Below are 21,918 nucleotides of genomic sequence, written 5' to 3' on the forward strand. Positions count from 1 at the left end.
CGGTCAGCGATCACCCGCAACGTTGAAAAGCAGGAGCGGACAGGCGTTCTTGAGGGCAGCCCCGCGAATGGCTTCGGCATCGCCAATGCGCCAGGGATCGCGAAGCAGCAGATAATCAACGTCCCATGCCTCGATGAAAGCATCATGGCTGGGCGCGCCGGCCCTTTGCTCTGCGATATTGCGCGGCTCCATCATCGTTCGAAGCGAGCCCAGAGCCCCCGCCTTCGCCGCGAATAAATCGTCTTCCATCACGAGGATCCGCGCACCGGGCTCGTCCTCAAGACAGTCCTGTAGAACGGCCACATCGCGAGGGCTTTCGAAATCGGACCATTTCTCCAGATCAACGCGCCCATCCTGCGATGCTGCGAACAGGGTCACCCACGCAAACAGCGCAAGCCAGGGAAGGATCAAGGCCGAAAGGATCGTCGCATAGGAGCGAGCTTGCGCCATGCTGACAGCTTGGGAGATGAGCCATGTCGAAGGCAGAAGGACAAAGGCCCACACAAGCGCCGAATAATACCGGTATTCAAGGTAGCCCGTGACGATCTGCGGCACCATCAAAAGAGCAATCATTGCCGTGAACGCGAACAGGATATCGTGGCGCCCGCTAAATCCGATGGCCCGCGCCTCGACACTGGGCGCTTTCTGGCCGAGCCAGTGCACACCGCCCAGCCCCAGCAGGCCGAAAGCCCACGCAGCGCCAAGGGGGCCTGCGAGAATGGCGATGGCATTCACCGCCCACTGACCTGCACCTCCCATGACTTTGAGCGCCCATGCGCCGGGGTCATCGGCAAGAGACGGCTGCGCTTGCGGCCACCAATCGGTGACAAACGCGCGCGGGTCGAGCGCGGTCGCAATCCCTGCATTGTCGGTGGCAAACACTGTTCCGAATGTGCCAAGCGAATAGGCCACCCAAGGCGAAACAGCGACGGCAGATGCCGCAAGCGCTGCAATCACGCGCGCCGGGCTGCGGGTGAACCAGCGAACGAGCATCGCGGCAAGCACCGGCAGGAGCGCTGCATCAAAGCGGTTCATCACGGCCAGCCCTGCAAGAAGACCGATAAGACCAGCGCCGGCGACGGTCATTCCCCGCCCCGCCAACGCCCCGCGCAAAATGAGCGCATAAAGCAGCATTTGCAGGGGGATCGTCCGTCCTGCGCCAAGCTCGTCCCAAACCATGCTGGGGCCAAGCAGCGGGATCAGAGCCGCAGCCGTCCCAACCCACGGTGCGCCCGTGACACGCCGACCGATCTGTTCGGAAACCAGCACAAAGGCGAAATAGGCAACAAACGCCAGATACAGCCCCGTTCGCGCGCCCGTCCCCAGCGCCGCATCGACAATCGCGATCAAGCTTGGCCAAAGCGGCGCGAAGGCCGCTGAATATTCCGATGCGCTGGCGTAACTGCGAAAATGGGTAAAGCGGTAGAAATCGCCAAAGACCGTCTTGCCGAGCTCATACAATGCCCAGCTGTCAGGCGAATAGTCGGGGGCGACGACAACGCTCAGGAAAAGCGGCAAGAGCACCGCGGCGGCGAATATAGCGGGCCACAGGAACGACGGGTTTGGCCGCGCAGCGTGGTCGGGTGTGTAACCACCCGTTGCCGCGCGCACCGTCTCGCCCAACAGCGCCAGCTTTGAGGCGAGCCCGCCGATCTTGGTGGGCACTTTGCCGTCCTGCGGATAGCGGCGCACGACGGGCACGTGATCGACCTTCAGGGCCAACTGCCCTGCCCTCACCGTGAGGTAGAACAGAAGATTGTAAACCTCGAATTCGGCGCGGAATGGCGCGACATCGGGATGCGTCAGATAGCGCGCGGAATAGGCCCGGAACCCGTTGGTCGTGTCGGTGAACCCGTGCTTTCCCGCAAGGCTCAAAAGCGGTGCATGGATAAGCCGATTTGCAATCGTGCGCTCCAGCGGGGTGTTCTCCGCCTCGCCTCCGGGCAGGTATCGCGAACCTTGAACATAGTCGCAGCCCTCTTCGAGCTTCGCAACGAACTGCGTGACCGCCTCGACCCCGTCCTTGCCATTGCCATCGATGGTAACAATGCCTTCGTAGCCTTCGCGAAGCGCCCATGCGTAAGCCATGCGAAGCTGCGCCGACAGCTTGCCCGGCCCCGTCTTGGTCAACACCGCGCGAACGCCCACAGGCTTTACGAAATCGGCATCGAGCGACCCGTCGGTGGAACCGCCGTCCGCGACGATCACATCGACGCGAAGCTGGGCCTCCTTGATCCGCGAAAGCTGCCCCCTGATGCGCTGCCCTTCGTTGATGACGGGGATGACAAGCGCGTATCTGTGAGCCTTCGGGGCGTAGATCGCCTCCTCATGCGACGGCAATTGCCAATCGCTGTCATCGAAGGGGAGAGGCACGGCGACGGTCATAATGTGCCCTCACCTGCGGGCGCCTGCGCGAAAACGAAAAGCTTGCTGAGCGCGAAATTGACGAAGAAGGAGACACCGGCCCCGCAAATCAGGATAAGAAGCGCAAATCCGCCCACAAGCCATGCGTCGAGGACGGCGACAACGCTCACCCGCACCAGCAGCGTAAGCCCTGCGACCACGGCGTATTTTGCCGCTCGTGCACCGGAAAGGCTGCGCATCCCGCCCCCAAAGCTCCAGACCTGATGCAGCACGTAATTGGCGCTTGCCGCGCAGACAAAGCCGATCAGAGCAGCAAGGGCCAAGGGCACGCCGGCAAGCTCATGCAAGGTATAGGCAATCGCGATATCGACGACCACACCCAGAACGGTGACGGTAAAGAAGCGCAGCATTTCGCCCATCACTGCCACCGCGCAATCAGGCGATCCACGCCTTCTTGAAAGCTTGGCAGCGCGGCAAAATCAATCGTCGGCAACACCTGCGCATCGCACTGTGCAAACCCGATGGGCGAGCCGTCGAGCACTTTGAAAGACAGCCGCGTTTCTTCGCCTTCCTTTACCGGTGCAGGCACCTCGACCACCTCGGCATTGGCGATGCCGTAGCGCGGAAAATCGCTCCACTGCGCCTCGTTCACCGAGCGTGTGAAGGGCGAATTTTCCGTGACCGTCAAAAGCGCGGTGCGCGGTTCAGCGTCAAACGCCTCACGCTCGATATAAAGCGAGGCAAGACCGCTCACATCGCTTGTCACCACCACTTCGAACCGGTCGAGCGTCTGGTGGATCACCTCGCAATTCGCGGCGTTCTTGACCAAACCGCCGCCGCGCCGGACCCAGAGGATGTTCTGGTCGCTTCGGGCGATGGGATCGTAGAGCTCGCGCAAGGTCTTGAAGAAGGGCCAGTTTGCGCGCGTGTTCCACCCTTCCCAACCCGTGTAATCGGGCGCAATCGTGCTCACCGCGATGGCTTCGCCGAAAAGCAGCTTGTTGAAGCTTGCGCGATTGTCCGGGCCCAGTGCATGGATCAGCGATCCGACAGGCGCTGGACTTTTGGTGCCAGCCGCAATGTCGAGCGTCGAGGTGTAGACAGAGAGCAATCGCTCATCTTCTGGAACCGCGCGAGCATCGAGATAGCTGGAAAAGCGCTTGATCGCCTTGAAGTCTGCGGCCTTGGCGGGCGTTACATAGAAACCTATTTCGTCAATATAAACAGTGGCTTGTGACTTGCTCTTGACACTTACAAGCGCGCTTGCGTCCATGCCAATCATCGCCAGCGCGGCAAGGCCAGCCGTGACAGGCACGATTTTTCTGTTCCCCCTTCGCAGGAGGTGTTTTGATAACAAAAGGAGCCTTCCCTGAAGCAGGATCACAGGCGCGCACAGGCCAAAGACAAAGGCGATCGCCTTGTATTCCGAACCGATATGCCCCCCGATCTGAGGCAGGGTTGCAGTGCCGATGAGTGCGGCTCCCACGAACACAAAAGCGCCCAACCGAACAGGCGATCCCCGCCCCCTCAATCGCTTCCAGATAGCGAACAGGACCGAAGCCGTCAGGATCATCAGGCTGAGCGCGGTCAATGGCTCGCCTGCGTAAAAGATGCGCGGCAGATCGAGGATGGAAAGCACCCGCGCCTCCTCTCCCCAAGGGCCGAAATACCAGAACTGGTCGCCCGCCACATCGACGAAATTGTATTGGAGCCAACCTGAAGGATCGCCGTGAGTGACGAGCATGAGGATGGCAAATACGGCCGCTGCGGCTCCGACGGCGAACGCAACCATTGCCTTTGCAAGGAGCGCCATTTGGTCATGCAGCGCGGTGAAAAGCCCCATCAGCGCAGCGATCAACAGCGGAATGCCAGCGTCGTTCGACCACAACAGCGCAACCCCTGCCGCAAGGCCCAGCCAGACCGCTGGCGCCCAGTTGCTGCCCCGGATCATGGCTCTCACCGCCCAGACGAACACCGGAAGCACGAAGAAAGGTAGCGCACCGCGAAGGGGTCTCAGGGATACGCCAGGATCGAAGGTCGCCGGCCAGCGATATTGGATGAGCCCCGCTGCCGCTCCTCCGGCGTAATAGAACAGGAATATCAGAAGTATGGTAAGCGCCCATCGCAGCGCCTTTGGAACTGGACGCAGCAACCAGATAATGCCGAAGGCGCCCGCAAAACTCCCCACGATCACCATCGCGTAAGCGGCAAAAGTCGAGGCCCAGAGCGTCTCACCAAAGGCCATGAAGATCGGCAGAAGCGAGAGGATCATCGTGATCCCGAGATAGGATTGGAACGCTTCGCCAAGCTTTGCTCCATCGGCGAAATTGTCGAGCGCGAACCACGTCTGCATCGCGCCGTCGATCGAGTTGAGGCTATGATCGTAAAGCAGTATCCAGCCGCGAAGGGCGATCACCGCCACCACAAGGGCAGCGAGCAGCATCCAGCCGCGCTGCTTCACGCCCGCGATCTCAGGCATATTGTGTTCCCAGTACAAAGCCGGAATGCGCCGCGCCAAACTCGGGCGCTGTGCTCTTCACCGCCTCGAAAAGGTCGTAGATATTGTCGATTTTGCCGCCAAGAACCGAAATGACGCGGGTACCCTCGGGCTTTTGTTGATAGAGGATCGGGCGACCGTCATCGGCCTCGTTCTTCACAAGGACGGTCTTCACATCGAAGATTGAACGCCGGTATGTCGCGCCTCCAATACAGGGCAGATATCGCTGGGCATCGCGCAGCATGAAGGCGTACCGCGTCTCGTAATGTCGAGCGGCGAAATGGGCGTATGGGTCGCTGACAGGCCCGCCATCGCTCCAGCTTTCGTGCGGGGTGTAGCGCACATGGGTCAGCGAATAGAGCCCCTCCGACGGGTAAGGCATAGCCGAGAAGAACGGACCGTCCATCACCGTGACACCGCGCGTGGAAAGCTCTTGCGGCGGCTCGATCAAGGCAAGTTCAGCAACCTCGTATTTGAGCGCGGCCTTGGGCAAATCTGCCATTTCAAGCACTGAATTGACCTGCGCGTAAGTTATATTGAAGGCGTATCTTGCGGTGATTTCCTGTCCGTCTGACAGGCCCGCGATCACGTAACCTCGCTTATTTTCAAGAGCCTCGACTTTGGTATTGAGGCGCAGCTCGACACCTGCCTCATCAAGGCGCCCGGCCATTTGTTTGGCGAGCACCGAGTAGTCGAAAGCGGTTTCGTAACAGGCGAACACCTCATCGACCATATCGCGGTCAAACAGCGCGCGATCATTGGGAGAAGCCACTTCAATCGGCGCGCCCATCTCGCTGAACATGCGGTGGAATTTCTTTGCCGTGACTTTGGAGCGCCGCCGCGCAATCGCATAGAGCATCTGGAACTCATCAACGATTGCCTCGGGGAAATCCTCAAGGAATTTGCGGTGCAGCAGCATGGATTTGACCGCTGTCACGGCGGAGCGCGGGTAATGAAATCCGGTGTGCACGCGCGCCTGGTTTACGCGGCTTGCGCGGGTCATCAGTGCATCCGATGCTTCGACCAGCAGGACCTTGTCGGAGATTGAGCGCAAGAACAGCGCCAGGCAACAGCCGTAAAAGCCGCCACCGATCACAACGTAATCATATTGGGTGGTCGAAGGCCCCCTCATCACTCACCATGCGGCTTGGTGGTATTCTGCGCCCAGGCCTCGCTCTCCAGCTCGACATTGAGGTCGGCGGAGACTTTGCCGAAGAGGTCGATGCGGTTCACCTCTTCGGACACGCGCTCGCCCCGGTCGCGCACATTCTGGCGAAGGACGTGTTGCAATCCGAGGCTTAGGCCAAGGGTTGAAACACCCATGAAGACGGCGCTCACCGCGAGCATGGTGTTGGTGGTCAGCCAACCGGGCGCGAGGGCGTCGACCATGATCACCGCACCGATAATCCAAGCGGCATAGGCGATACCGACGAGCGTCAGAATAGTGGAGGAAATCGCAACCACGCTCAGGATAATCGGGGTGAGGAAGACCAGAAGCGTCTGCAGCAGTTGCATCCGTCGCCCGATATCCTTGAACGCGCCGCGCGAGGTCACGTTGGTTTCTGCCGTAAACCCCGCGAGCGGCAGGCGTGGATCTCTTGGCGGATAGCGCAATGCAAGACGCGGTTCGTCATGCGCGAGGATGTGATTAAGAAGCGTGCGCGGCATGGCAATGGACTGCCAATCGCTGGGGTAAACCGCGAAACCGGCCAGCCTTCCCAAAGCGACAAAGGGCCAGCTCAGAAACGTCTTGATCGGGCGGCGCTTATCCTGACTGGCGATCGCGATGGCATTGGCGCTCTCGGCTCGCTCAAGGAAGGCGAGCACGTCGATTGCAGCCACTTCGTCTTCCTGCGCAATCAGCACGAGATCGCCAATGGCCTCTTCGGCGGCGATGACGCGGCGTTCGTAATATTCGGTGCCCTTGCGCACCAGAAAAAGGCGAACATCGCTGACCTCTTCGACCAGCGGCAAAAAAGCCTCGCGCTCATGGGTTTCAACGACAAGGATGATCTCGCGAAAGCGAAATGTCGTGTCGAGCGTTTGCACAACTTTGCGGATAGTCTCGAAAGTTGTGCTGTTTGGCCGGGGCGTTGCGAAACAGACAGATACGACCGTGTCTTCGCGTTGTTTTGCAAAGCTTCTTGGGGCGGGTTCATGCATGAACGCTCTCCCCGGTGTCGGCGGCCTTCGCAAGCGCGGCGATAGACGAGCGGACGCCTTGAAGCCCGCTATCAGGGCGGCGCATTTCGATGGAAACCGCCTTGGCGTAGCCTTGGCTCGCAAGGCCAGAAAGAACGGGAGCGAGACGCGTCGGATTGGCAGGAGCGGGCGCCAGATCTGGCTCGCTCACGTGGACATGGTTGAGCTTGGCGGTGAGCTTTGGGAGTGTCTGCACGACCCCGTCGAACTCACCGTTCATATGCATCGCACCCAGATCAAGGATCGCTGCGACAGCCGGATGATCGACCATGTCGATGAAGTTGAGCGCCTCGTCCAACCTGGTCAGAAAGTTAGTGCCATAATCCGCCGGGTTCGCCTCCACGGTGATTGTCGTGCCTGCCTTGGCAGCCCGGTCGCCAAGCGTGCGGAAGACTTCTGCGGCTTCACCCAGCGCCTGTTCCATCGACATTGCGTCTGGCACGCGGCGCTGTGCGGGAGAACCGAACACGAGATTAGGAATGCCAAAGCGGCCCGCCAGATCAATTGCGCGTTGCATGCCTTCGACGAGAGCAGCGCGCGCCATTTCACCGTCGAACAATCCCGCCCCCTCAACTCCAAAAAGGAGCGACTGCATCGAGACGAGGCGGAGCCCGTGATCGGCGATCTCTGCAAGGGCGTCGCGCGCCTCCAGTTCGCCAGGGACGAAGGCATCCTTGCTGGAATGAAAAAACAATCCAGGCGCAATTTCAAGCCCCGTAAAGCCCGCGTCCGCCATCGCGGCATAGGCTTCGAGGCGCTCTTCCGGCGCCCATGCGATATTTGACATCGACAAGATCACGCCGGTGCCCTTTCGCCGGCGAAAAATTGCTCCAGCCGGTTTAGCGTTGCGTCACCACTGTAAATATAGGGCCCGCTCGCTCCCCAGAGGCTCCCATGCGCCGAGTGCATGTCTTCGCGATGCAGGCGCGCGGATGTCTGCGGCATTGGAACGCCTGTGAGCAGCTCGTGAATAACAGCCGCCTTCAACGGTTCGCTTGTGAGGTGCAGGTGCGTAATCCCTGCCTCCAAAGCCACACCGATATCGCGCCAGAGCCGGTCGATCTCGTAATATTGGTAGGTCGTCTCGCGGTTGTGGAACTGCGTCGCTGATAACCCGAGGTCGCTTACCGCCTCACTCAGTGCCGCCCGCCGCGCGTCGTGGTTCAGTGCCTCGCGATCCAGCTTCAGAAGTCCGGTCGCTGCGTCTTCGGCGTAAAGGTCGCCAACCCATCGCGATAAAGCGTCATCCAATCCGCTGCGCAAGGCATCAAGCTTTTCAGCGGTTAGCATCGAGGGCACCGGGTTCATCAAGTCAAAGATGAAATTCTTGCGAAGCCCCTTCCCGAACAGAGCCGGCAGGCGCACGATCAGATGCTGGGCGAAATGCTCTTCGACAAAGGCCTCAAGCTCGCGCCGGTGGCGGCCATAAGCGAGGTTTTCCTGAAAGCTTGCGGTTGTTTCGTCGTCCGTACCCGCAAAGTCATCGAGCACGGCAATCGAGGAGATGAGAATAAATCGCCTCGCATCAACCTTCGACAATTGTCCGATCAGGCCGTGAATTGCTGCACGGTCGCGTTCGGGTGCGGTGTTGGCCTCGATCATCGAACCGGGCGCCGCTGCACACACCACCGTGCCAAAACTCTGCCCCTCGATCTCGCCTACGTTGCGGCTGTCAAAACAGGCATCGAAATCTGTCTGACGCAGCAGTGCGCTGCCGACAAAGCCGGTGGCACCGATAAGGCCCGATTGCAGCCCATGTGAATTCATCGCAGCCATCTTGAAACCGGCGCTTTCCTTGTCCGTCATGGTGAACGCGTTAGTCACCAAGCGGCTTAGAAAAGAATGCTAAGCATTGGGTTAATCATGAGGGGGCGCGAGGCAGGTATCGGCAATCCGAGCCGGTTCGCGAATACGATTTCAGCCGACAACTTTGCCCTCGCACGGCACCTTGGATGGGCCTATAACCGTGACCAAATACCAACGGAGATACGCCAATGAACGACACCACGAACTTCGATCCCCTGGAAATTCAGCGTGTTATGAAATCGGCGCCGGTGATCCCCGTGCTGGTTGTCAAAGACGCAGGAAAAGCACGCGAACAGGCCGAGGCACTGGTTGATGGCGGGCTCAAGGTTCTCGAGGTAACGCTGCGCACAGATGCAGCGCTGGAAGCGATCAAACGCATGAATTTGGTCCCCGGCGCGATTGTCGGCGCAGGCACGGTGGTCAACGCGCGCCAATTGGAAGAGGCGCAAGGGGCAGGCTCCGAATTTATCGTATCGCCCGGCCTCACCCCTGCTTTGGGCGATGCAGCGCTTACCAGCGGCCTGCCCTTCCTGCCCGGTATCGCCAATGCAGGCGATATTATGCTGGGCCTCGACATGGGGCTCACCCACTTCAAGTTCTTCCCCGCCATGGCAGCAGGCGGCATCCCCGCATTGAAGGCACTGTCCGGGCCATTTGGTCAGGCGAAATTCTGTCCCACGGGCGGGATCACGTTGGAAACCGCACCCGAATGGCTGGCTCTTCCACAAGTGCTGTGCGTGGGCGGAAGCTGGATTGTTCCTGATGGCGCAAGCCTTGAAGAGATCAACGCAAACGCGCGGCACGCCGCCGCGCTCGCCGGTTAAATCGCCGACGGGGTTGAAGCGCGCAGGCGGTCATACAGCAACCGCGTTTCCAGCAGATTGGAAATCCGCAAGCCAACCTCGATCACATCGAAAGGTTTGGCGACAAAATCCTTTGCGCCAAGGGCAAGTGCCTTGCGCCGCGCCTGGATCGTAGTGTCCGCGGTCAGCACGAGCACGGGGCGAAACTCATCGGCTGCATCATGGCGCGAAAAAGCTTCAAGCAGTTGAAAGCCGTCCACTTCGGGCATCATGAGGTCAAGCAGCACAAGGTCAGGTTCAAGATCGATATAGGTCGAGAGAGCGTCTTTTGACTGCGTCAAGCAGTGAATGTCTGTGTACCCCTCTCGCTGCAAGATACTGCGCAAGAGCATGACGTTTGCCTCCTCATCGTCGATCACGAGGATGCGACGGGCGAGGATCTGTTTGGGGTCGATTAGCTGTGCTGGCATGATGCGTCCTATTGGGCGCCGTGTTGGGCGCTGGCTGAGACGGGTTTGGCGGAGAGCGTGAAACAGAAACGCGCGCCGCTTCCTTCACCGCCCGGGTCGCGCGGCGCGTAGTCGAGCGTTCCGCCCATCGATTCCACCAGCGATTTGGAAAGCGCAAGACCAAGGCCCGTGCCTTCGCTGCGAGAGAGCTTTTGCTGGCCGAGACGATCAAACGCAGTGAACAGGCGCGAACGGTCAGCAGCCGCAACGCCGGGGCCATCGTCTTCGACAAAGACTGTCACGTGGTCGCCTGAAGCCTCAGCCCCCAATCGCACGAACTCACCGTCGACATTGTATTTGGCCGCATTGCCCACAAGGTTGAGGATCACCTGGGTAGTGCGGCGCTGGTCGGCCTCTACCAAGGTGTGTTTATCCGGAAGGTAGATATCAAATCGCAGGGACGCAGCACGCACGATCGGATCGGCAAGGCTGCGCACTTCTTCGAGCAGTTCAGCGATATTGACCGTCTCCATTTCGACCTCTTCAGCACCCGCCTCAATGCTTGAGATATCGAGCAGGTCGTTAATCAATGAGAGCAAATGGCGCCCCGCCTTGGTGATCTGTCGCACCGCGTCGCGGTGGGGGTTTGCAAAATCCTCTTCGTCGATTTCAAGCAGTTGTCCAAATCCGAGGATGGCATTTAAAGGCGTGCGCAATTCGTGGCTCGTGCGCGATAGAAATTCGGACTTTGCAAGGTTTGCCGCAACCGCCTCTTCGCGAGCCAGACGAAGCTCCTCTTCGCTGCGACGGCGTTCGGTCATGTCACGGGTGACCTTGGCAAAGCCTTGCAATTCGCCAGCCTCATCACGCAGCGCGGTGATCACAACGTTAGCCCAAAAGCGTGATCCGTCTTTGCGGATGCGCCAGCCCTCGTCTTCGGCGGCGCCTTCCACCCGCGCTCGTTCAAGCATGGAAGTTGGCAAGGTGTCACGCGTGTCAGCGGGATAAAAGCGGCTGAAATGCTCGCCTACGATCTCATCGGTGCGCCAGCCCTTGATCCGCTCCGCGCCAAGGTTCCAACTGGTTACGATCCCTTTGTTGTCGAGCGTGAATATGCCGTAATCGCGCACCCGCTCAATCACGAGACGGAAGCGTTCCTCGCTCGCCTTGAGGTCATCCTCGCGCCTGCGCAACAACGCGCTTGCCCGCGACAATCTCTGCGCCAGTCGCCCAAGCTCATCGGCCTCTTCGGGAGGGTCGTCCAGACGCTCTCCGCGAGCGAGGAGTTCGGCATCGCCTTCAAGTTTGCCGACACGGCGCACGATGCCGGTCGAAAACAGATAAACAGCCGCAAAGCTGCCGAGTAGGCCGATAATCGCACTCACCGCAGTCAGTGTCAGAAACCGAGTGCGCACATCATCGACCAGGGCACGTCGCCGGTCGAGAACCACGCCTTCAAGCTGCTGAATATTCTCGATCTCCTGACGCACGGCATCAAGCGCAAGCTTGTTCGCGACAAGCGATTGCTCGATCTGATCCACGCTTTCCCCATCGGCGCTTTGTGCAAGGGCGATCGTTGCGCTCAAGCCGTCGCGCTTTGCCTGCGTGACCTGCAAAAGCTCAAGGAAACGCGGGCGTACGTCCCTATCTTCAATCGCCCCATCAAGCCGTTCCATCGTTGCGGGCAGGTCCCGCTCGGCGGTGTAATAGGGCTCTAGGAAACGATCTTCCCGGGTCAGGGCATAGCCGCGCACACCTGCGGCTGCTTCGGCCAGAAGCGCATGCACCTGATACACGTCGCGCTGGATGGCAAAGGCGCGGCGCACATCGTCCTCGGCGCGGGTTTCCGCGCTTGACGCGAGATAGAGCGAGACGAGCGATCCCAGCAGCACCGCGAGCGGCAAGGCGACAACGACAAGCCCCTTGAACGCGAGCGGACGGTCAGTCCAGAAAAGGGTCGACCGCCTGCTCACACGCGGTCGGAACCAGACGATTTAAGCTTCGTCGCAAGCACGGCAGCCTGCGTACGGTCGGCAACACCCAGCTTCGAAATCAAACGCTCCACATGGACTTTCACCGTCGCGGGACTGATTTCGAGTTTGCGCGCAATCTCTTTGTTGGTCAGCCCTTCTGCCACGTGCTCGACGACCTCTTGCTCGCGCACGGTCAGGATTTTGCCTAACTCACCAGAAGCGGCGGAAACCGGATCGCTGCTCATCGCCGCGCTGACGAGGTCGAGCGGAACGGCAGAGCGTCCTTCCATCACCTGCGAAATTGCGCTGCGAAGGTCGCCGATTTCGGTATCTTTGAGCACGTAACCCGCAGCCCCCGCCGACAGAGCGGTGCGCACATATCCCGGCATATCATGAAGGGTGAGCATGATGACCTTGGTCGAAAGGCCAAGGCTTGCAATCTGGCGAGTGGCCTCAAGCCCGTCGATACCATCGCCAAGGCGCACATCCATCAAAACGATATCCGGTTCGATATCTCGCACCATTTCGACGGCTTCCTCGCCGGTAGAGGCGAGATGAATTTCTCCAAATCCGTCGCCCGCCAGCACCGCGCGAAGCCCCTCGCGGGCCAATTGGTGATCGTCAACGATCAGAATGGTGGGGGAGACATTATCAGAGGACATTCAATCGGCTTTCCAGATCTCAGATTTCGGCGGGGAAACGCGCTTCGACAACCACGCCGCGCTTGGGACCAGCGCCCCATTCAAGCGAGCCGCCAATGGCGCTCATGCGTTCTTTCATCACTTCAATTCCCACATTGTTCCCGCTCAGCGTGCCGGTTTTACGCGTTTCGTCAGATGGGCCCACACCGTGGTCTTCTATGCGAAGCAGAAGCGGGTCGAGGTCAAAACGCGCATCGATGGTCACTTTGCACGGTTCTCCTGCGTGTTTGCGGATATTGGCCACCGCTTCTTGCGCGACCCGGAATACCGCCGTTTCCACCAAGGGCGACACACGCTTTGTTCCTTCGGTAAGCGACTGGCTGACGCTATAGCCTTCGGCTGCAAGCCCTTCGCCAAGCGCTTGAAGAGCGGGGAGGAGCCCGAGATCGTCGAGCAAGGTCGGGCGAAGGCCAGCGATCACACGGCGCAGTTCGGAGACGAGAGAGCGTGCAACCTCGGCGGGATTTATACCGCCCTTATCAGGCACATTGGTAAGCTTCGCGCTTTCAACCGGGCTTTCCAGAATTCGCACCAGAGCGGTCGCAGTTTGCGCGACGCCATCGTGGAGTTCATGGCTGACGCGGCGGCGCTCTTCCTCCTGAGCAGTAAAAATCCGCTCAAGCAAGGTCGCCAGCGTCTTCTCGCGGCTTTGCAGCTTTGCCACCAGATCGGCCCGCTCGCGCTCACGTTTGATCCGGTCGATGGTGAGCCCCATCTGGTCAAGCTCCATGCGGAACGCCTCACGGTCCTCTGCATCGGGGATATCGTCGATGGAGCCAAGGCCCTCAAGCACAAGCCATGCAAGCGTCTTATCGTCTGGCCCTGGCGCCTGAATTGGAATTCCCACGTTGTCACCGGGCCGTCGGGCTCCGTGCGAGACCGAGCCGCCCCGGCATCCGACAAAGAAAGCCAGCCTCACCGCACAGCGATTGATAACGTCATCCAATGTTTCGCTCGTCGCCGCTGCAAGCTCGCGCGCGGACGCCGACAAAAGCCGCAACCGAGCAGCGCGGGCTTCGGCGGCGCGATAAAGCTCGCGCAGCTCAGCGACAGTTTCACCATCGGACGGCAGAGAGGAAAGTGAGTCTCGCATTCAGCCCAACATAGTGCAGCGAGCGAAAACCGCATAGGCCAGGCGGCGTAAGCCGAGAAGATCGCCAGTCGGCAGATTTGGCGAGCATCTGCGTTGCGTATCTCAGTTCCCGTTCGGCGTGGCCGGATGGCCGGGCAGGTTATCAGGCGGGATGCATTCCCTCCACCAGCGCGCCCAAGCCTTTGCAGCAGGAGAAAAAACGATGACTGACCCTCCTGAAGCAGCCCGGCCGGTTGTCTCCGACCGGGCCTTCGTCGAACTCATGAGTGATTAAGACCCCTCCCGCACCAGTTTGTCACTTGAGAGCTGCGTGCAACTTCCCCCCCGAGAACGGGAATATGTCCTGTTCCAATCCTTGAGGCGGGCGGCATTTCATATTGGAGTGTCGCTCGCCAATTTTTTTCAAATTGAACATTTGCGAGACCCCTTCCGATGCAAAGCATGAAACTGGCTCTTTTGACCGCTGCAATCGGCCTGCCGCTAGCAACCCCGGCGGCTGCGACCGAGGATGACTTGAACGTATGGGCGGGGCAATTTGTCACGATTGACCTTGGCGAAGACAGCGATTGGTATCTGCGCGGCGAGGCGCAGGAGCGTTTCACCAATGACGCAGACCGGTTGGGCCAGCTGCTATTGCGTGGTTTCGTCGGCTATCGCATCACCGACAAGGTTAACATTGGCGGGGGTTATGCCTACATCCTCACCGATCCTGTTGGCCCGGTGAAGACCAATGAGTACCGTTTCTACCAGGAATTGAACGTGCGCCTGATTGAGCGCGACGGCGTGACACTGGACTCGCGCACCCGCCTTGAACAGCGCACCTTCGAAGTGGGCGATGGCACCTCCTGGCGCTTTCGAAATTTCGTACAGCTGCGCGTGCCGATTACTGAAAACAACAAGCTCAACCTCTATACCGAGCCGTTCATCGAATTGAACGACACCCAGTTCCAAAGTGGCGGCCTTAGCGTTTGGCGTAACTTTGTCGGCGTAACCGTGCCGCTTGGCGACAATGTCACCATGGTGCCGGGCTATCTTAACCAGACGGTGTTTCGCGACGGCCAGGAAAACCGCATGGACCACGTGGCCAATGTAAACGTTTTCATGTCGTTCTAGGCCAGTTGGCTACATCAGGCCTTTCTCTTTCTTTGCAGCAAGCTCTGCCTCGTCCCAGCCCAAAAGCTCGGCCATGACTTCCGCGTTGTGTTGTCCCGGCGTGACCGGGGCGGTGCGCCTGACACCACTTTGACTTTTTGAGAACCTTGGAAAAGCGTTCTGCATCTTGAGGGGCCCGTGGCCCTCGGTATCGACCTCGATGATCGCCTCGCGGTCCTTGAAATGCGGATCGGCGAGCATGTCCTTCGCGGTGTAAACGCGCCCTGCCGGGATAGAATGCTTGATCATCAGTGCATCCAGCTCATCGACCGTCAGCGTGCCCGTCCATCGATTGATCAGTATATCGAGCTCGGTCTGATTTTCACCGCGCGCAAGGTGCGTCGCATAGCGTTCGTCTTCGGCTAGCTCAGGCTGCTCCATCGCCTCGCATAGCCGCGCGAAGATCGCATCGTTGTTCGCGCCGATCATGAATGGACCGTCCGCGCAAAGATAGACATTGCTGGGGGCGATACCGGGCAGGATCGAGCCAGAGCGTTCTCGGATAAAGCCGTTGTAGTCATATTCGGGAACGAGGCCCTCCATGACCTGAAGAACGGCTTCGTAAAGGGCAGTGTCGATGACCTGCCCCTCGCCCGTCTTTTCGCGGTGGTGAAGCGCGGCGAGCACGCCCATCGTGCCGTAGGTCGCGCATAGTGTGTCGCCGATGGAGACGCCCATCCGCGCAGGAGGACGGTCAGGATCGCCGACAATATAACGCCAGCCACCCATCGCTTCGCCAATGCCGCCAAAACCGGCCCGCGTCGAATAAGGGCCCGTCTGGCCGTAACCCGACATGCGCGCAATGATAAGGCCGGGGTTGGTCTTGTGCAGTTCTTCAGGACCAAGACCCCATTTCTCAAGCGTGCCGGGCTTGAAATTCTCAACCAGAATGTCAGCCTTCGCGATCAATTGGCGGGCGATTTCCTGCCCCTCTGGCACGCGAAGGTTACAGGTGACCGAACGCTTGTTGCGCGCAATGACTTCCCACTGGACCTTTTCCTCGCCCTGCCCCCAATCACGCATGGGGTCGCCTTTTCCGGGCGGTTCAATCTTGATGATGTCCGCGCCCATATCGCCGAGCAATTGGCCGCAGAAAGGACCTGCAAGAAGCTGGCCCATCTCCACCACGCGAAGGCCTTTAAGAGCGCCTGTGTTTGTTGGATCAACCATGACGTGCAGCATCCCATGAAGGTTGAATTGGTGCAGGGAGACCGGTTTCCTCTTCGCACCTTTCGCGAAGGGCTTCGATCCCGGGACCATAATCAAAGAGAGCCAAGTCGCCGCGGCGCTCCTTGATCTGTGCCCGCAAGGCGTCGGTTGCGCCTGTGTCCACCGTGTGATCGTCACCGATTACAACGCCGTATTCGCTTGCCCCTTCGATCGTGACGAGGCCCTGGCGAACTTCGAGCGCGACGAGTTCGGGGTCCCGTTCAAGCGGGTCGCCCCAGCCTCCGCCGCCCCACGTGATGAAGTGCAATTGTTCGCCCGCTTTGACCTCGATGTCCTCGACCTTGTTGCCAACGATTTCGGTGGTGCCGTCAAGCCGCTCGATCAGCTTTGTCGCGCGCTTGCCCGGGCGGCCGCCATTGACGCCCCAAGGGGGCACGAACCAGCGGTCATCGTGGATTGCAATCGCGCCGTCCGCGAGGAAGCGATAGGTCATGTGAATGCCATTACCGCCCCGGTGAAGCCCTGCGCCACCTGAGTCTTTCTCGGTCTCATATCGCTCGATCCGCAGCGGAAAATAACGCTCCAGAAACTCGTTTGGCACATTGGTAAAGCCGGGCCAGAGCGAGTGTCCATCGGGACCGTCTCCCAATGGGCGACCCGGAATGCCGCCAAAGCCGATCTGGAACAGCTGGAACCAGTCCGCCTTCTTGCCCTCTCTGTTGTCCCAGCCCGAGTAGAACAGGTGGGGCGAAGAGGAGAAGCCAGCGGCGTTCAGGAACTCAGGCGTGCCCTGCCCCAGCAAACCGCCAAGGATGTCGAAGATGCGCCCCAGCGCGTGGGTACGCCCTGACAATGCAGCGGGGAATTTGGGCTTGAGCAGAGAGCCTTCAGGAATCCGCACCTCGATCAGGTCATAAAAGCCATCGTTGAAGAGTATCTGCGGGTCGAAGACCATGATCATGTAGATGCCGAAGAACATCTTGAACATGTTTTCGTTCAAGTAGAAATTGATCGAGGCCGCCGATTGCGGATCGGTGCCGTCGAAGTCGAGAATGACCTTATCGCCATCGCGCCACATTGTGCATTTTATCTTATAAGGGCCATAGCCCTTGCCATCGTCGCAGATGAAATCTTCAAAGCTTGCTTTCGCCTCAGGGATTGCCTGACTGATGAGAGCTTTCATCGCACGGTGGTTGCGGGCGAGGAGTTCTTGCGTGGCGGAGTAATAGACATCATCGCCAAAGCGCTCGGCCATTTCGACGAGGCGATTGGAGGCGACGCGGCAGCTGGCGATAAGGGCGTTCAGGTCGGCCTGACACCAATCGGGTTTGCGCGTCTGATGCATGACAAGCTTCATCAGGTCGTCATTATATTCACCTTTTTTCCAGATCTTGACGGGCGGAATGCGCACGCCTTCCTGAAAAATCGAAGTCGCCTCAATCGGCATCGAGCCGGGCACCATCCCGCCAATATCGGACTGATGCCCGAACATGGCGGTGTAAGCGATGAGGCGACCATCCTTGAACACGGGTAGCATGACAAGCCAGTCGTTCGAGTGACTGATCGCGCCTTCGCAGGAATACGGATCGGACAGGAAGATCATGTCTCCGTCCTCAATCGTGCCATCAAAGCTTTTCAGAAAGCCGCCGATAAAGCTGCCGAACTGGCCCACGATCATTTTCCCAGACGGGTCGGCAATCAGCGGGAAGGCATCGCCCTGTTCGCGGATGCCGGGGCTCATGGCTGTGCGCACGAGGGTCGCGTCCATCTCGATCCGGGCGTTCCTCAGAGCGTTCTCGATGATGTCGAGCGTTACCGGATCAAGGTCGAGCTTGTTAAAGGGCGTTGTGTTGGTTTCGATGATTTGTGCTGGCATCGTTTAGCCCTCCACCTTCGGGTTGATGAGGATATTGCCCACCGCATCAATAGTCGCGGTGCAATCGTGTTCGACGAGTGTGGTCGAATCCATCTCGGTGATGATGGCTGGACCCGGAATGGTGTCTCCCTGAAGGAGTTTTGCGCGGTCGTAGATGACGGCTGCGCGCTCTTCCCCATCCATCCAAAGCGTGTGATCCTTGATCTTGGCATGGGACGGATCGCCATTGCCCTTGGCAAGCTCGGCGGCTTCGAGTTCAAGCGACTCCCCGAGCGCCACCGCCCGCAGGTTCACAATTTCGTGGGGCGTGTCCATGTTAAACGTGAAGAGGCGGCGGTGCTCTTCATCAAACCGTGCAAGGATACCTTCGATACCCTTTTCGCGCAGCGTGGCCTGATCGATTGTCAGAGGGACTTCAAAGGCTTGCCCTGCATAGCGCACATCGACTTCGAACTCGCTTGTAATGGTGTCAGAGGGAATGCCATCAGCCTCAAGCTCGGCGCGGGTTTGCGCTGCCATTTCATCGAGCAGTGCGACGAGGTCATTCACATCGGTCTGATCAGCAAGCTTGCTGAAAGACCGCGCAGTTTCCGTCCGCATCCGCGTTGTCGCATCGCCAAGTGCGCAAAGAACGCCTGGTGAAACCGGCGACACGGCAGGCCATGACCCCATGAGCTTCGCAACCGCATTCACATGAAGCGGCCCTGCGCCGCCAAATCCCATGAGCGCAAAGTGACGCGGGTCATATCCTTGCTGGACACTGATCATGCGAAGCGCGCCAAACATGTTTTCATTGACGATATCGATGATCCCGCGCGCTGCATCCATAAGTGAAACGCCAAGCGCATCGGCGATGGTCTGCACCGCATTCTTTGCGCCCTCGCGGTCCAGCTTGAACGAGCCGCCAAGCAGATCTTCGGGAAGATAGCCCAGGACCACATTGGCATCGGTCACCGTGGGGAGTTCGCCACCCTTGGAATAGGCCACCGGCCCCGGCACAGCACCCGCGCTTTCCGGCCCGACGCGAAGCGCGCCGGTAAGCTCTGGCACGTGGGCGATAGAGCCCCCGCCTGCGCCAACGGTCTTTACGTCCAAAGCCGAAGCACGCACCGACAAGTGGCCAACTTCGGTGGTGCGCACGCGGCGCGGCTCCAAGTTCTCGATGAGCGCAACGTCGGTTGAGGTTCCGCCCACATCAAGTGTGAGAATGTTCTTGAGCCCGGCGTTTTTCGCCACCCAAACAGCGCCCGTCACCCCGCCAGCAGGGCCCGACATCAGGATATTCACCGGATGCTCTTCCGCCTTCTGGCTGCTCATCAGGCCGCCATCCGATCGCAGCAGCGAAAGCTTGCCCTTCACGCCCGCTGCCTTGAGCTTGTCGCGAAGTTTCGAGACGTAATTGCCAACCACCGGACGCACGGCGGCGTTGGCGACGGTCGAGAGCGTGCGCTCATATTCCTGCATTTCGGGCAGCACTTCGTGGCTGAGCGAGATGGGCACATCTGCGCCAAACACTTTTTCGGCAATCGCGCCGATCTGCTTTTCATGCGCGCCGTTTACATAGGCATTGATGAGGCTAATCGTGATCGCTTCGACGCCTTGTTTTTTGAGCTTTTCGAGAGCTTCTCGTGCTCCCGCCTCGTCGACTGGGCGCACTTCGTTGCCATCGGCATCCATCCGCCCGCCGACGGTGAGCGTGTCCTCGAGCGCGGCCAGAGGCTGAGGTTTTGGCCAGACGATCCAGGCAGCGAGGCCTCCCGGCACAAAACTACGCGCGATCTGCATGATGTCCCGGTAGCCTTCGGTCGTAATAAGGCCGACCCGTGCACCCTTGTTTTGCAACACCGCATTGGTCGCAACCGTCGTGCCGTGAAGGAAAAACTCGATATCGCCGGGATCGACTTCGGCCTCTTTGGTAATCGCCAGCACACCATTCAGGATGCCTTCCGAGCTGTCATGCGGGGTCGAAGGCGTCTTGTGCCGCCAGAATGCACCGCTTGTCTGATCAAACAACAGTAGGTCGGTGAACGTCCCCCCGACGTCCACTCCAAGACGATAGCGCATCAGGCGAGTTCCTTTTTCTCTGATTGAGGGGCGGGAAATCCGCCCGATTTGGCAACCATCGCAGGCAAATCCTTGCCCATGATTGGGCTGAGCCACGCGTTGGTATCAATGAGTTTCGAGAGCGATAGACCGGTATTGATGCCGGCACGCTCCAGCATGTAGGCGACGTCTTCGGTGGCAACATTGCCCGCCGCCCCCGGCGCGAAGGGACAACCGCCCAGCCCGCCGATAGAAGCGTCAATAGTCGAAGCGCCCGCCTCAATCGCGGCCCAGACATTGGCAAGTCCGGTGCCGCGCGTGTTATGAAAATGCATCCTGATCGGCACGTTGCCCACCGCATCTCTCACACCCTCAATCAGGCGGGTGACATGCGCAGGATTGCCCACCCCGATGGTATCGGCAAGCGCGATCTCGACCGGACCGGCCTCAGCCACGGCCTTCGCCATCTCTATGACGCGCGCTTCACTGACCTCGCCTTCAAACGGGCAACCAAAGCTTGCCGCAATTGTCGCTTGCGCGGTCTTGCCAGCCGCTTTTGCTGTCTCGATAATCGCCTTGGCCGCTTCGACCGAGCCGTCCGAAGTCTGACCCTGATTACGCATGGCGAATGTATCTGTGGCAACACACACTGCGCCCAGCTGGTCGATCCGGCCCGTCGCAAGAGCGCGATCGGCGCCGCGCTGATTCATTACGAGCCCGATGAAAGTCACATCGTCTCGTTCCGGCAACCTTTCGCAAACCGCATCTGCATCCGCCATCTGTGGCACTGCGCGCGGATTGACGAAACTTGTTACCTCGATGCGCCTGACGCCAGCATCGATTGCCTTGGAAATGAGCTCCAGCTTTTCTGCCGTACTCACCTCCACCTTCTCGTTCTGGAGCCCGTCGCGGGGGCTAACTTCGACGATCTCGACCGTTTTTGTATACACTGCTGCCATTAAGCCGCACCCCTTTCAGGCTCGGCCTGCCCCTTGTTCAACCCCTTGTGAGCATCGGCATAGGCGTGAAATGCGCGCCTGATGTGACCGGCCATCACGCTCTGGGCCCAAGCACCATCGCGCCGCTCAAACGCCGCCACGAGATCGGCATGCTCGCGGTACGAACACTCGAAAGCTTCGGGGTCATAATGCTGCGCGGTGCGCCACACCACGGGCTGCTCGATGAGCGCTGTCAAAAGTCCCGTCAGCCGGCGCGACCCCGCAGTGTCGAGCACCAATGCGTGAAATTCCCGGTTACGGTCGAGGAAAGTCGCCACATCAGGAGGAGACTTCGAAATTGCCGCAAAAATCGCTTTATTACAGGACGTAAGCTCGCGGATTACCTCATCCGTCATTCGCTCTGCCGCCCGTTTCGCGGCGTGCCCTTCGAGCATTGCGCGAAGCTCAAACGCGTCAGAGACATCGTCCAGCGACCAATCGGCGACATAACTTCTTTGCGACTCGGTCCGGCGCACGAGAAGGTCAGCCTCAAGCTGCCTCAACGCCTCGCGAACCGGAGTGCGTGACACGCCGCAAACTTGCGCCAAAGCCTCCTCACGCAGGGCATCACCCGAGGAAAGCTCGCCGGAGAGGATCATACTCCTGATTGTATCATAGGCGCGGTCAGACGCTTTGGTCATGGCTGGCTTCTCAAAAATTGGGACCGGGGGCACGCCCCTTGACTTGGATTAATTGTATACAATAAAGCTCAGCCAACGCAAGACGAAGAAAAGAGTCGGCTTGGGTGACAGTGGCGGGATCCACCGGGCTGCAAGGCAATGGACTGTGAT

The 21,918-nt window shown here is 59.4% G+C and carries 18 protein-coding genes; 2 read left to right on the forward strand and 16 right to left on the reverse strand.

Annotated elements, in window-relative coordinates:
- Window positions 1-3 precede the first annotated feature (3 nt).
- Genes MWU38_RS02355 through MWU38_RS02385 form a run of 7 tightly spaced genes read right to left on the reverse strand, consistent with a single transcriptional unit; the run spans window position 4 to window position 8,887 of the window.
- Window positions 4-2,385 carry a glycosyltransferase family 2 protein gene (locus MWU38_RS02355; protein ID WP_247270224.1) on the reverse strand — a complete coding sequence of 794 codons (2,382 nt, stop codon included), beginning with the start codon at window positions 2,383-2,385 and terminating at the stop codon, window positions 4-6.
- Entirely contained in the window at window positions 2,382-2,783 is a 402-nt protein-coding gene (locus MWU38_RS02360) for a GtrA family protein (protein WP_247270225.1), read from the reverse strand. The genes MWU38_RS02355 and MWU38_RS02360 overlap by 4 nt, the downstream gene beginning before the upstream one ends.
- The gene (locus tag MWU38_RS02365) at window positions 2,783-4,843 is read right to left on the reverse strand and encodes a hypothetical protein (protein WP_247270226.1); all 2,061 of its coding nucleotides are present in this window, start codon (window positions 4,841-4,843) and stop codon (window positions 2,783-2,785) included. The genes MWU38_RS02360 and MWU38_RS02365 overlap by 1 nt, the downstream gene beginning before the upstream one ends.
- A complete protein-coding gene (locus tag MWU38_RS02370) occupies window positions 4,836-5,993 on the reverse strand; it encodes an FAD-dependent oxidoreductase (protein WP_247271226.1) in 1,158 nt (385 codons plus the stop codon). Before MWU38_RS02370 ends, MWU38_RS02365 begins: the two co-directional genes overlap by 8 nt.
- Complete coding sequence (locus MWU38_RS02375) at window positions 5,993-7,024, reverse strand: hypothetical protein (RefSeq protein ID WP_247270227.1); 1,032 nt, start codon at window positions 7,022-7,024, stop codon at window positions 5,993-5,995. The genes MWU38_RS02370 and MWU38_RS02375 overlap by 1 nt, the downstream gene beginning before the upstream one ends.
- Window positions 7,017-7,850 carry a sugar phosphate isomerase/epimerase family protein gene (locus tag MWU38_RS02380; RefSeq protein ID WP_247270228.1) on the reverse strand — a complete coding sequence of 278 codons (834 nt, stop codon included), beginning with the start codon at window positions 7,848-7,850 and terminating at the stop codon, window positions 7,017-7,019. The genes MWU38_RS02375 and MWU38_RS02380 overlap by 8 nt, the downstream gene beginning before the upstream one ends.
- Before the next feature lie 8 nt (window positions 7,851-7,858).
- Entirely contained in the window at window positions 7,859-8,887 is a 1,029-nt protein-coding gene (locus MWU38_RS02385) for a hypothetical protein (RefSeq protein WP_247270229.1), read from the reverse strand.
- 170 nt (window positions 8,888-9,057) lie between these two features.
- Between MWU38_RS02385 and eda the strand changes: the two genes are divergently transcribed.
- Window positions 9,058-9,693 (forward strand): bifunctional 4-hydroxy-2-oxoglutarate aldolase/2-dehydro-3-deoxy-phosphogluconate aldolase, encoded by a 636-nt coding sequence (gene eda / locus MWU38_RS02390; protein ID WP_247270230.1) that lies wholly within the window; start codon window positions 9,058-9,060, stop codon window positions 9,691-9,693.
- On the opposite strand, the gene MWU38_RS02395 is transcribed toward eda, so the two are convergent.
- From MWU38_RS02395 to MWU38_RS02410, 4 genes are read right to left on the reverse strand one after another with little or no spacing between them, the layout of a single operon-like run.
- Window positions 9,690-10,142: a response regulator gene (locus MWU38_RS02395; protein WP_247270231.1), complete on the reverse strand. Its 453-nt coding sequence runs from the start codon at window positions 10,140-10,142 to the stop codon at window positions 9,690-9,692. The genes eda and MWU38_RS02395 overlap by 4 nt on opposite strands.
- 8 nt (window positions 10,143-10,150) lie before the next feature.
- Window positions 10,151-12,094 (reverse strand): ATP-binding protein, encoded by a 1,944-nt coding sequence (locus tag MWU38_RS02400; protein WP_247270232.1) that lies wholly within the window; start codon window positions 12,092-12,094, stop codon window positions 10,151-10,153.
- A complete protein-coding gene (locus MWU38_RS02405; protein ID WP_247270233.1) occupies window positions 12,091-12,756 on the reverse strand; it encodes a response regulator transcription factor in 666 nt (221 codons plus the stop codon). The genes MWU38_RS02400 and MWU38_RS02405 overlap by 4 nt, the downstream gene beginning before the upstream one ends.
- A gap of 19 nt (window positions 12,757-12,775) precedes the next feature.
- Window positions 12,776-13,888, reverse strand: a complete 1,113-nt coding sequence (locus MWU38_RS02410; protein WP_247270234.1) for an ATP-binding protein — start codon at window positions 13,886-13,888, stop codon at window positions 12,776-12,778.
- Between the two features lie 441 nt (window positions 13,889-14,329).
- Here MWU38_RS02410 and MWU38_RS02415 point away from each other — a divergent pair, with 441 nt between their 5' ends.
- Window positions 14,330-15,001, forward strand: coding sequence for a DUF2490 domain-containing protein (locus tag MWU38_RS02415; protein WP_247270235.1), 672 nt, complete (start codon window positions 14,330-14,332; stop codon window positions 14,999-15,001).
- A 9-nt stretch (window positions 15,002-15,010) separates the two neighbouring features.
- Here MWU38_RS02415 and MWU38_RS02420 read toward each other — a convergent pair whose 3' ends face one another.
- From MWU38_RS02420 to MWU38_RS02440, 5 genes are read right to left on the reverse strand one after another with little or no spacing between them, the layout of a single operon-like run.
- On the reverse strand, window positions 15,011-16,210 hold the full coding sequence (locus MWU38_RS02420; protein ID WP_247270236.1) for a CoA transferase: 1,200 nt from the start codon (window positions 16,208-16,210) through the stop codon (window positions 15,011-15,013).
- Window positions 16,203-18,086, reverse strand: a complete 1,884-nt coding sequence (locus MWU38_RS02425) for a hydantoinase B/oxoprolinase family protein (protein ID WP_247270237.1) — start codon at window positions 18,084-18,086, stop codon at window positions 16,203-16,205. Before MWU38_RS02425 ends, MWU38_RS02420 begins: the two co-directional genes overlap by 8 nt.
- Before the next feature lie 3 nt (window positions 18,087-18,089).
- On the reverse strand, window positions 18,090-20,150 hold the full coding sequence (locus tag MWU38_RS02430; RefSeq protein ID WP_247270238.1) for a hydantoinase/oxoprolinase family protein: 2,061 nt from the start codon (window positions 20,148-20,150) through the stop codon (window positions 18,090-18,092).
- Complete coding sequence (locus MWU38_RS02435; RefSeq protein ID WP_247270239.1) at window positions 20,150-21,088, reverse strand: hydroxymethylglutaryl-CoA lyase; 939 nt, start codon at window positions 21,086-21,088, stop codon at window positions 20,150-20,152. Before MWU38_RS02435 ends, MWU38_RS02430 begins: the two co-directional genes overlap by 1 nt.
- Entirely contained in the window at window positions 21,088-21,768 is a 681-nt protein-coding gene (locus MWU38_RS02440) for a GntR family transcriptional regulator (protein ID WP_247270240.1), read from the reverse strand. Before MWU38_RS02440 ends, MWU38_RS02435 begins: the two co-directional genes overlap by 1 nt.
- Window positions 21,769-21,918 lie beyond the last annotated feature (150 nt).

Source organism: Qipengyuania sp. S6317L1 (assembly GCF_023015615.1).
Lineage (GTDB): Bacteria > Pseudomonadota > Alphaproteobacteria > Sphingomonadales > Sphingomonadaceae > Erythrobacter.

Coding starts and splice junctions, on each gene's coding strand:
- MWU38_RS02355 (WP_247270224.1), bottom strand. CDS start 2,385: ATGACCGTCGCCGTGCCTCTCCCCTTCGATGACAGCGATTGGCAATTG.
- MWU38_RS02360 (WP_247270225.1), bottom strand. CDS start 2,783: ATGGGCGAAATGCTGCGCTTCTTTACCGTCACCGTTCTGGGTGTGGTC.
- MWU38_RS02365 (WP_247270226.1), bottom strand. CDS start 4,843: ATGCCTGAGATCGCGGGCGTGAAGCAGCGCGGCTGGATGCTGCTCGCT.
- MWU38_RS02370 (WP_247271226.1), bottom strand. CDS start 5,993: ATGAGGGGGCCTTCGACCACCCAATATGATTACGTTGTGATCGGTGGC.
- MWU38_RS02375 (WP_247270227.1), bottom strand. CDS start 7,024: ATGCATGAACCCGCCCCAAGAAGCTTTGCAAAACAACGCGAAGACACG.
- MWU38_RS02380 (WP_247270228.1), bottom strand. CDS start 7,850: ATGTCAAATATCGCATGGGCGCCGGAAGAGCGCCTCGAAGCCTATGCC.
- eda (WP_247270230.1), top strand. CDS start 9,058: ATGAACGACACCACGAACTTCGATCCCCTGGAAATTCAGCGTGTTATG.
- MWU38_RS02395 (WP_247270231.1), bottom strand. CDS start 10,142: ATGCCAGCACAGCTAATCGACCCCAAACAGATCCTCGCCCGTCGCATC.
- MWU38_RS02405 (WP_247270233.1), bottom strand. CDS start 12,756: ATGTCCTCTGATAATGTCTCCCCCACCATTCTGATCGTTGACGATCAC.
- MWU38_RS02410 (WP_247270234.1), bottom strand. CDS start 13,888: ATGCGAGACTCACTTTCCTCTCTGCCGTCCGATGGTGAAACTGTCGCT.
- MWU38_RS02415 (WP_247270235.1), top strand. CDS start 14,330: ATGAAACTGGCTCTTTTGACCGCTGCAATCGGCCTGCCGCTAGCAACC.
- MWU38_RS02420 (WP_247270236.1), bottom strand. CDS start 16,210: ATGGTTGATCCAACAAACACAGGCGCTCTTAAAGGCCTTCGCGTGGTG.
- MWU38_RS02425 (WP_247270237.1), bottom strand. CDS start 18,086: ATGCCAGCACAAATCATCGAAACCAACACAACGCCCTTTAACAAGCTC.
- MWU38_RS02430 (WP_247270238.1), bottom strand. CDS start 20,150: ATGCGCTATCGTCTTGGAGTGGACGTCGGGGGGACGTTCACCGACCTA.
- MWU38_RS02435 (WP_247270239.1), bottom strand. CDS start 21,088: ATGGCAGCAGTGTATACAAAAACGGTCGAGATCGTCGAAGTTAGCCCC.
- MWU38_RS02440 (WP_247270240.1), bottom strand. CDS start 21,768: ATGACCAAAGCGTCTGACCGCGCCTATGATACAATCAGGAGTATGATC.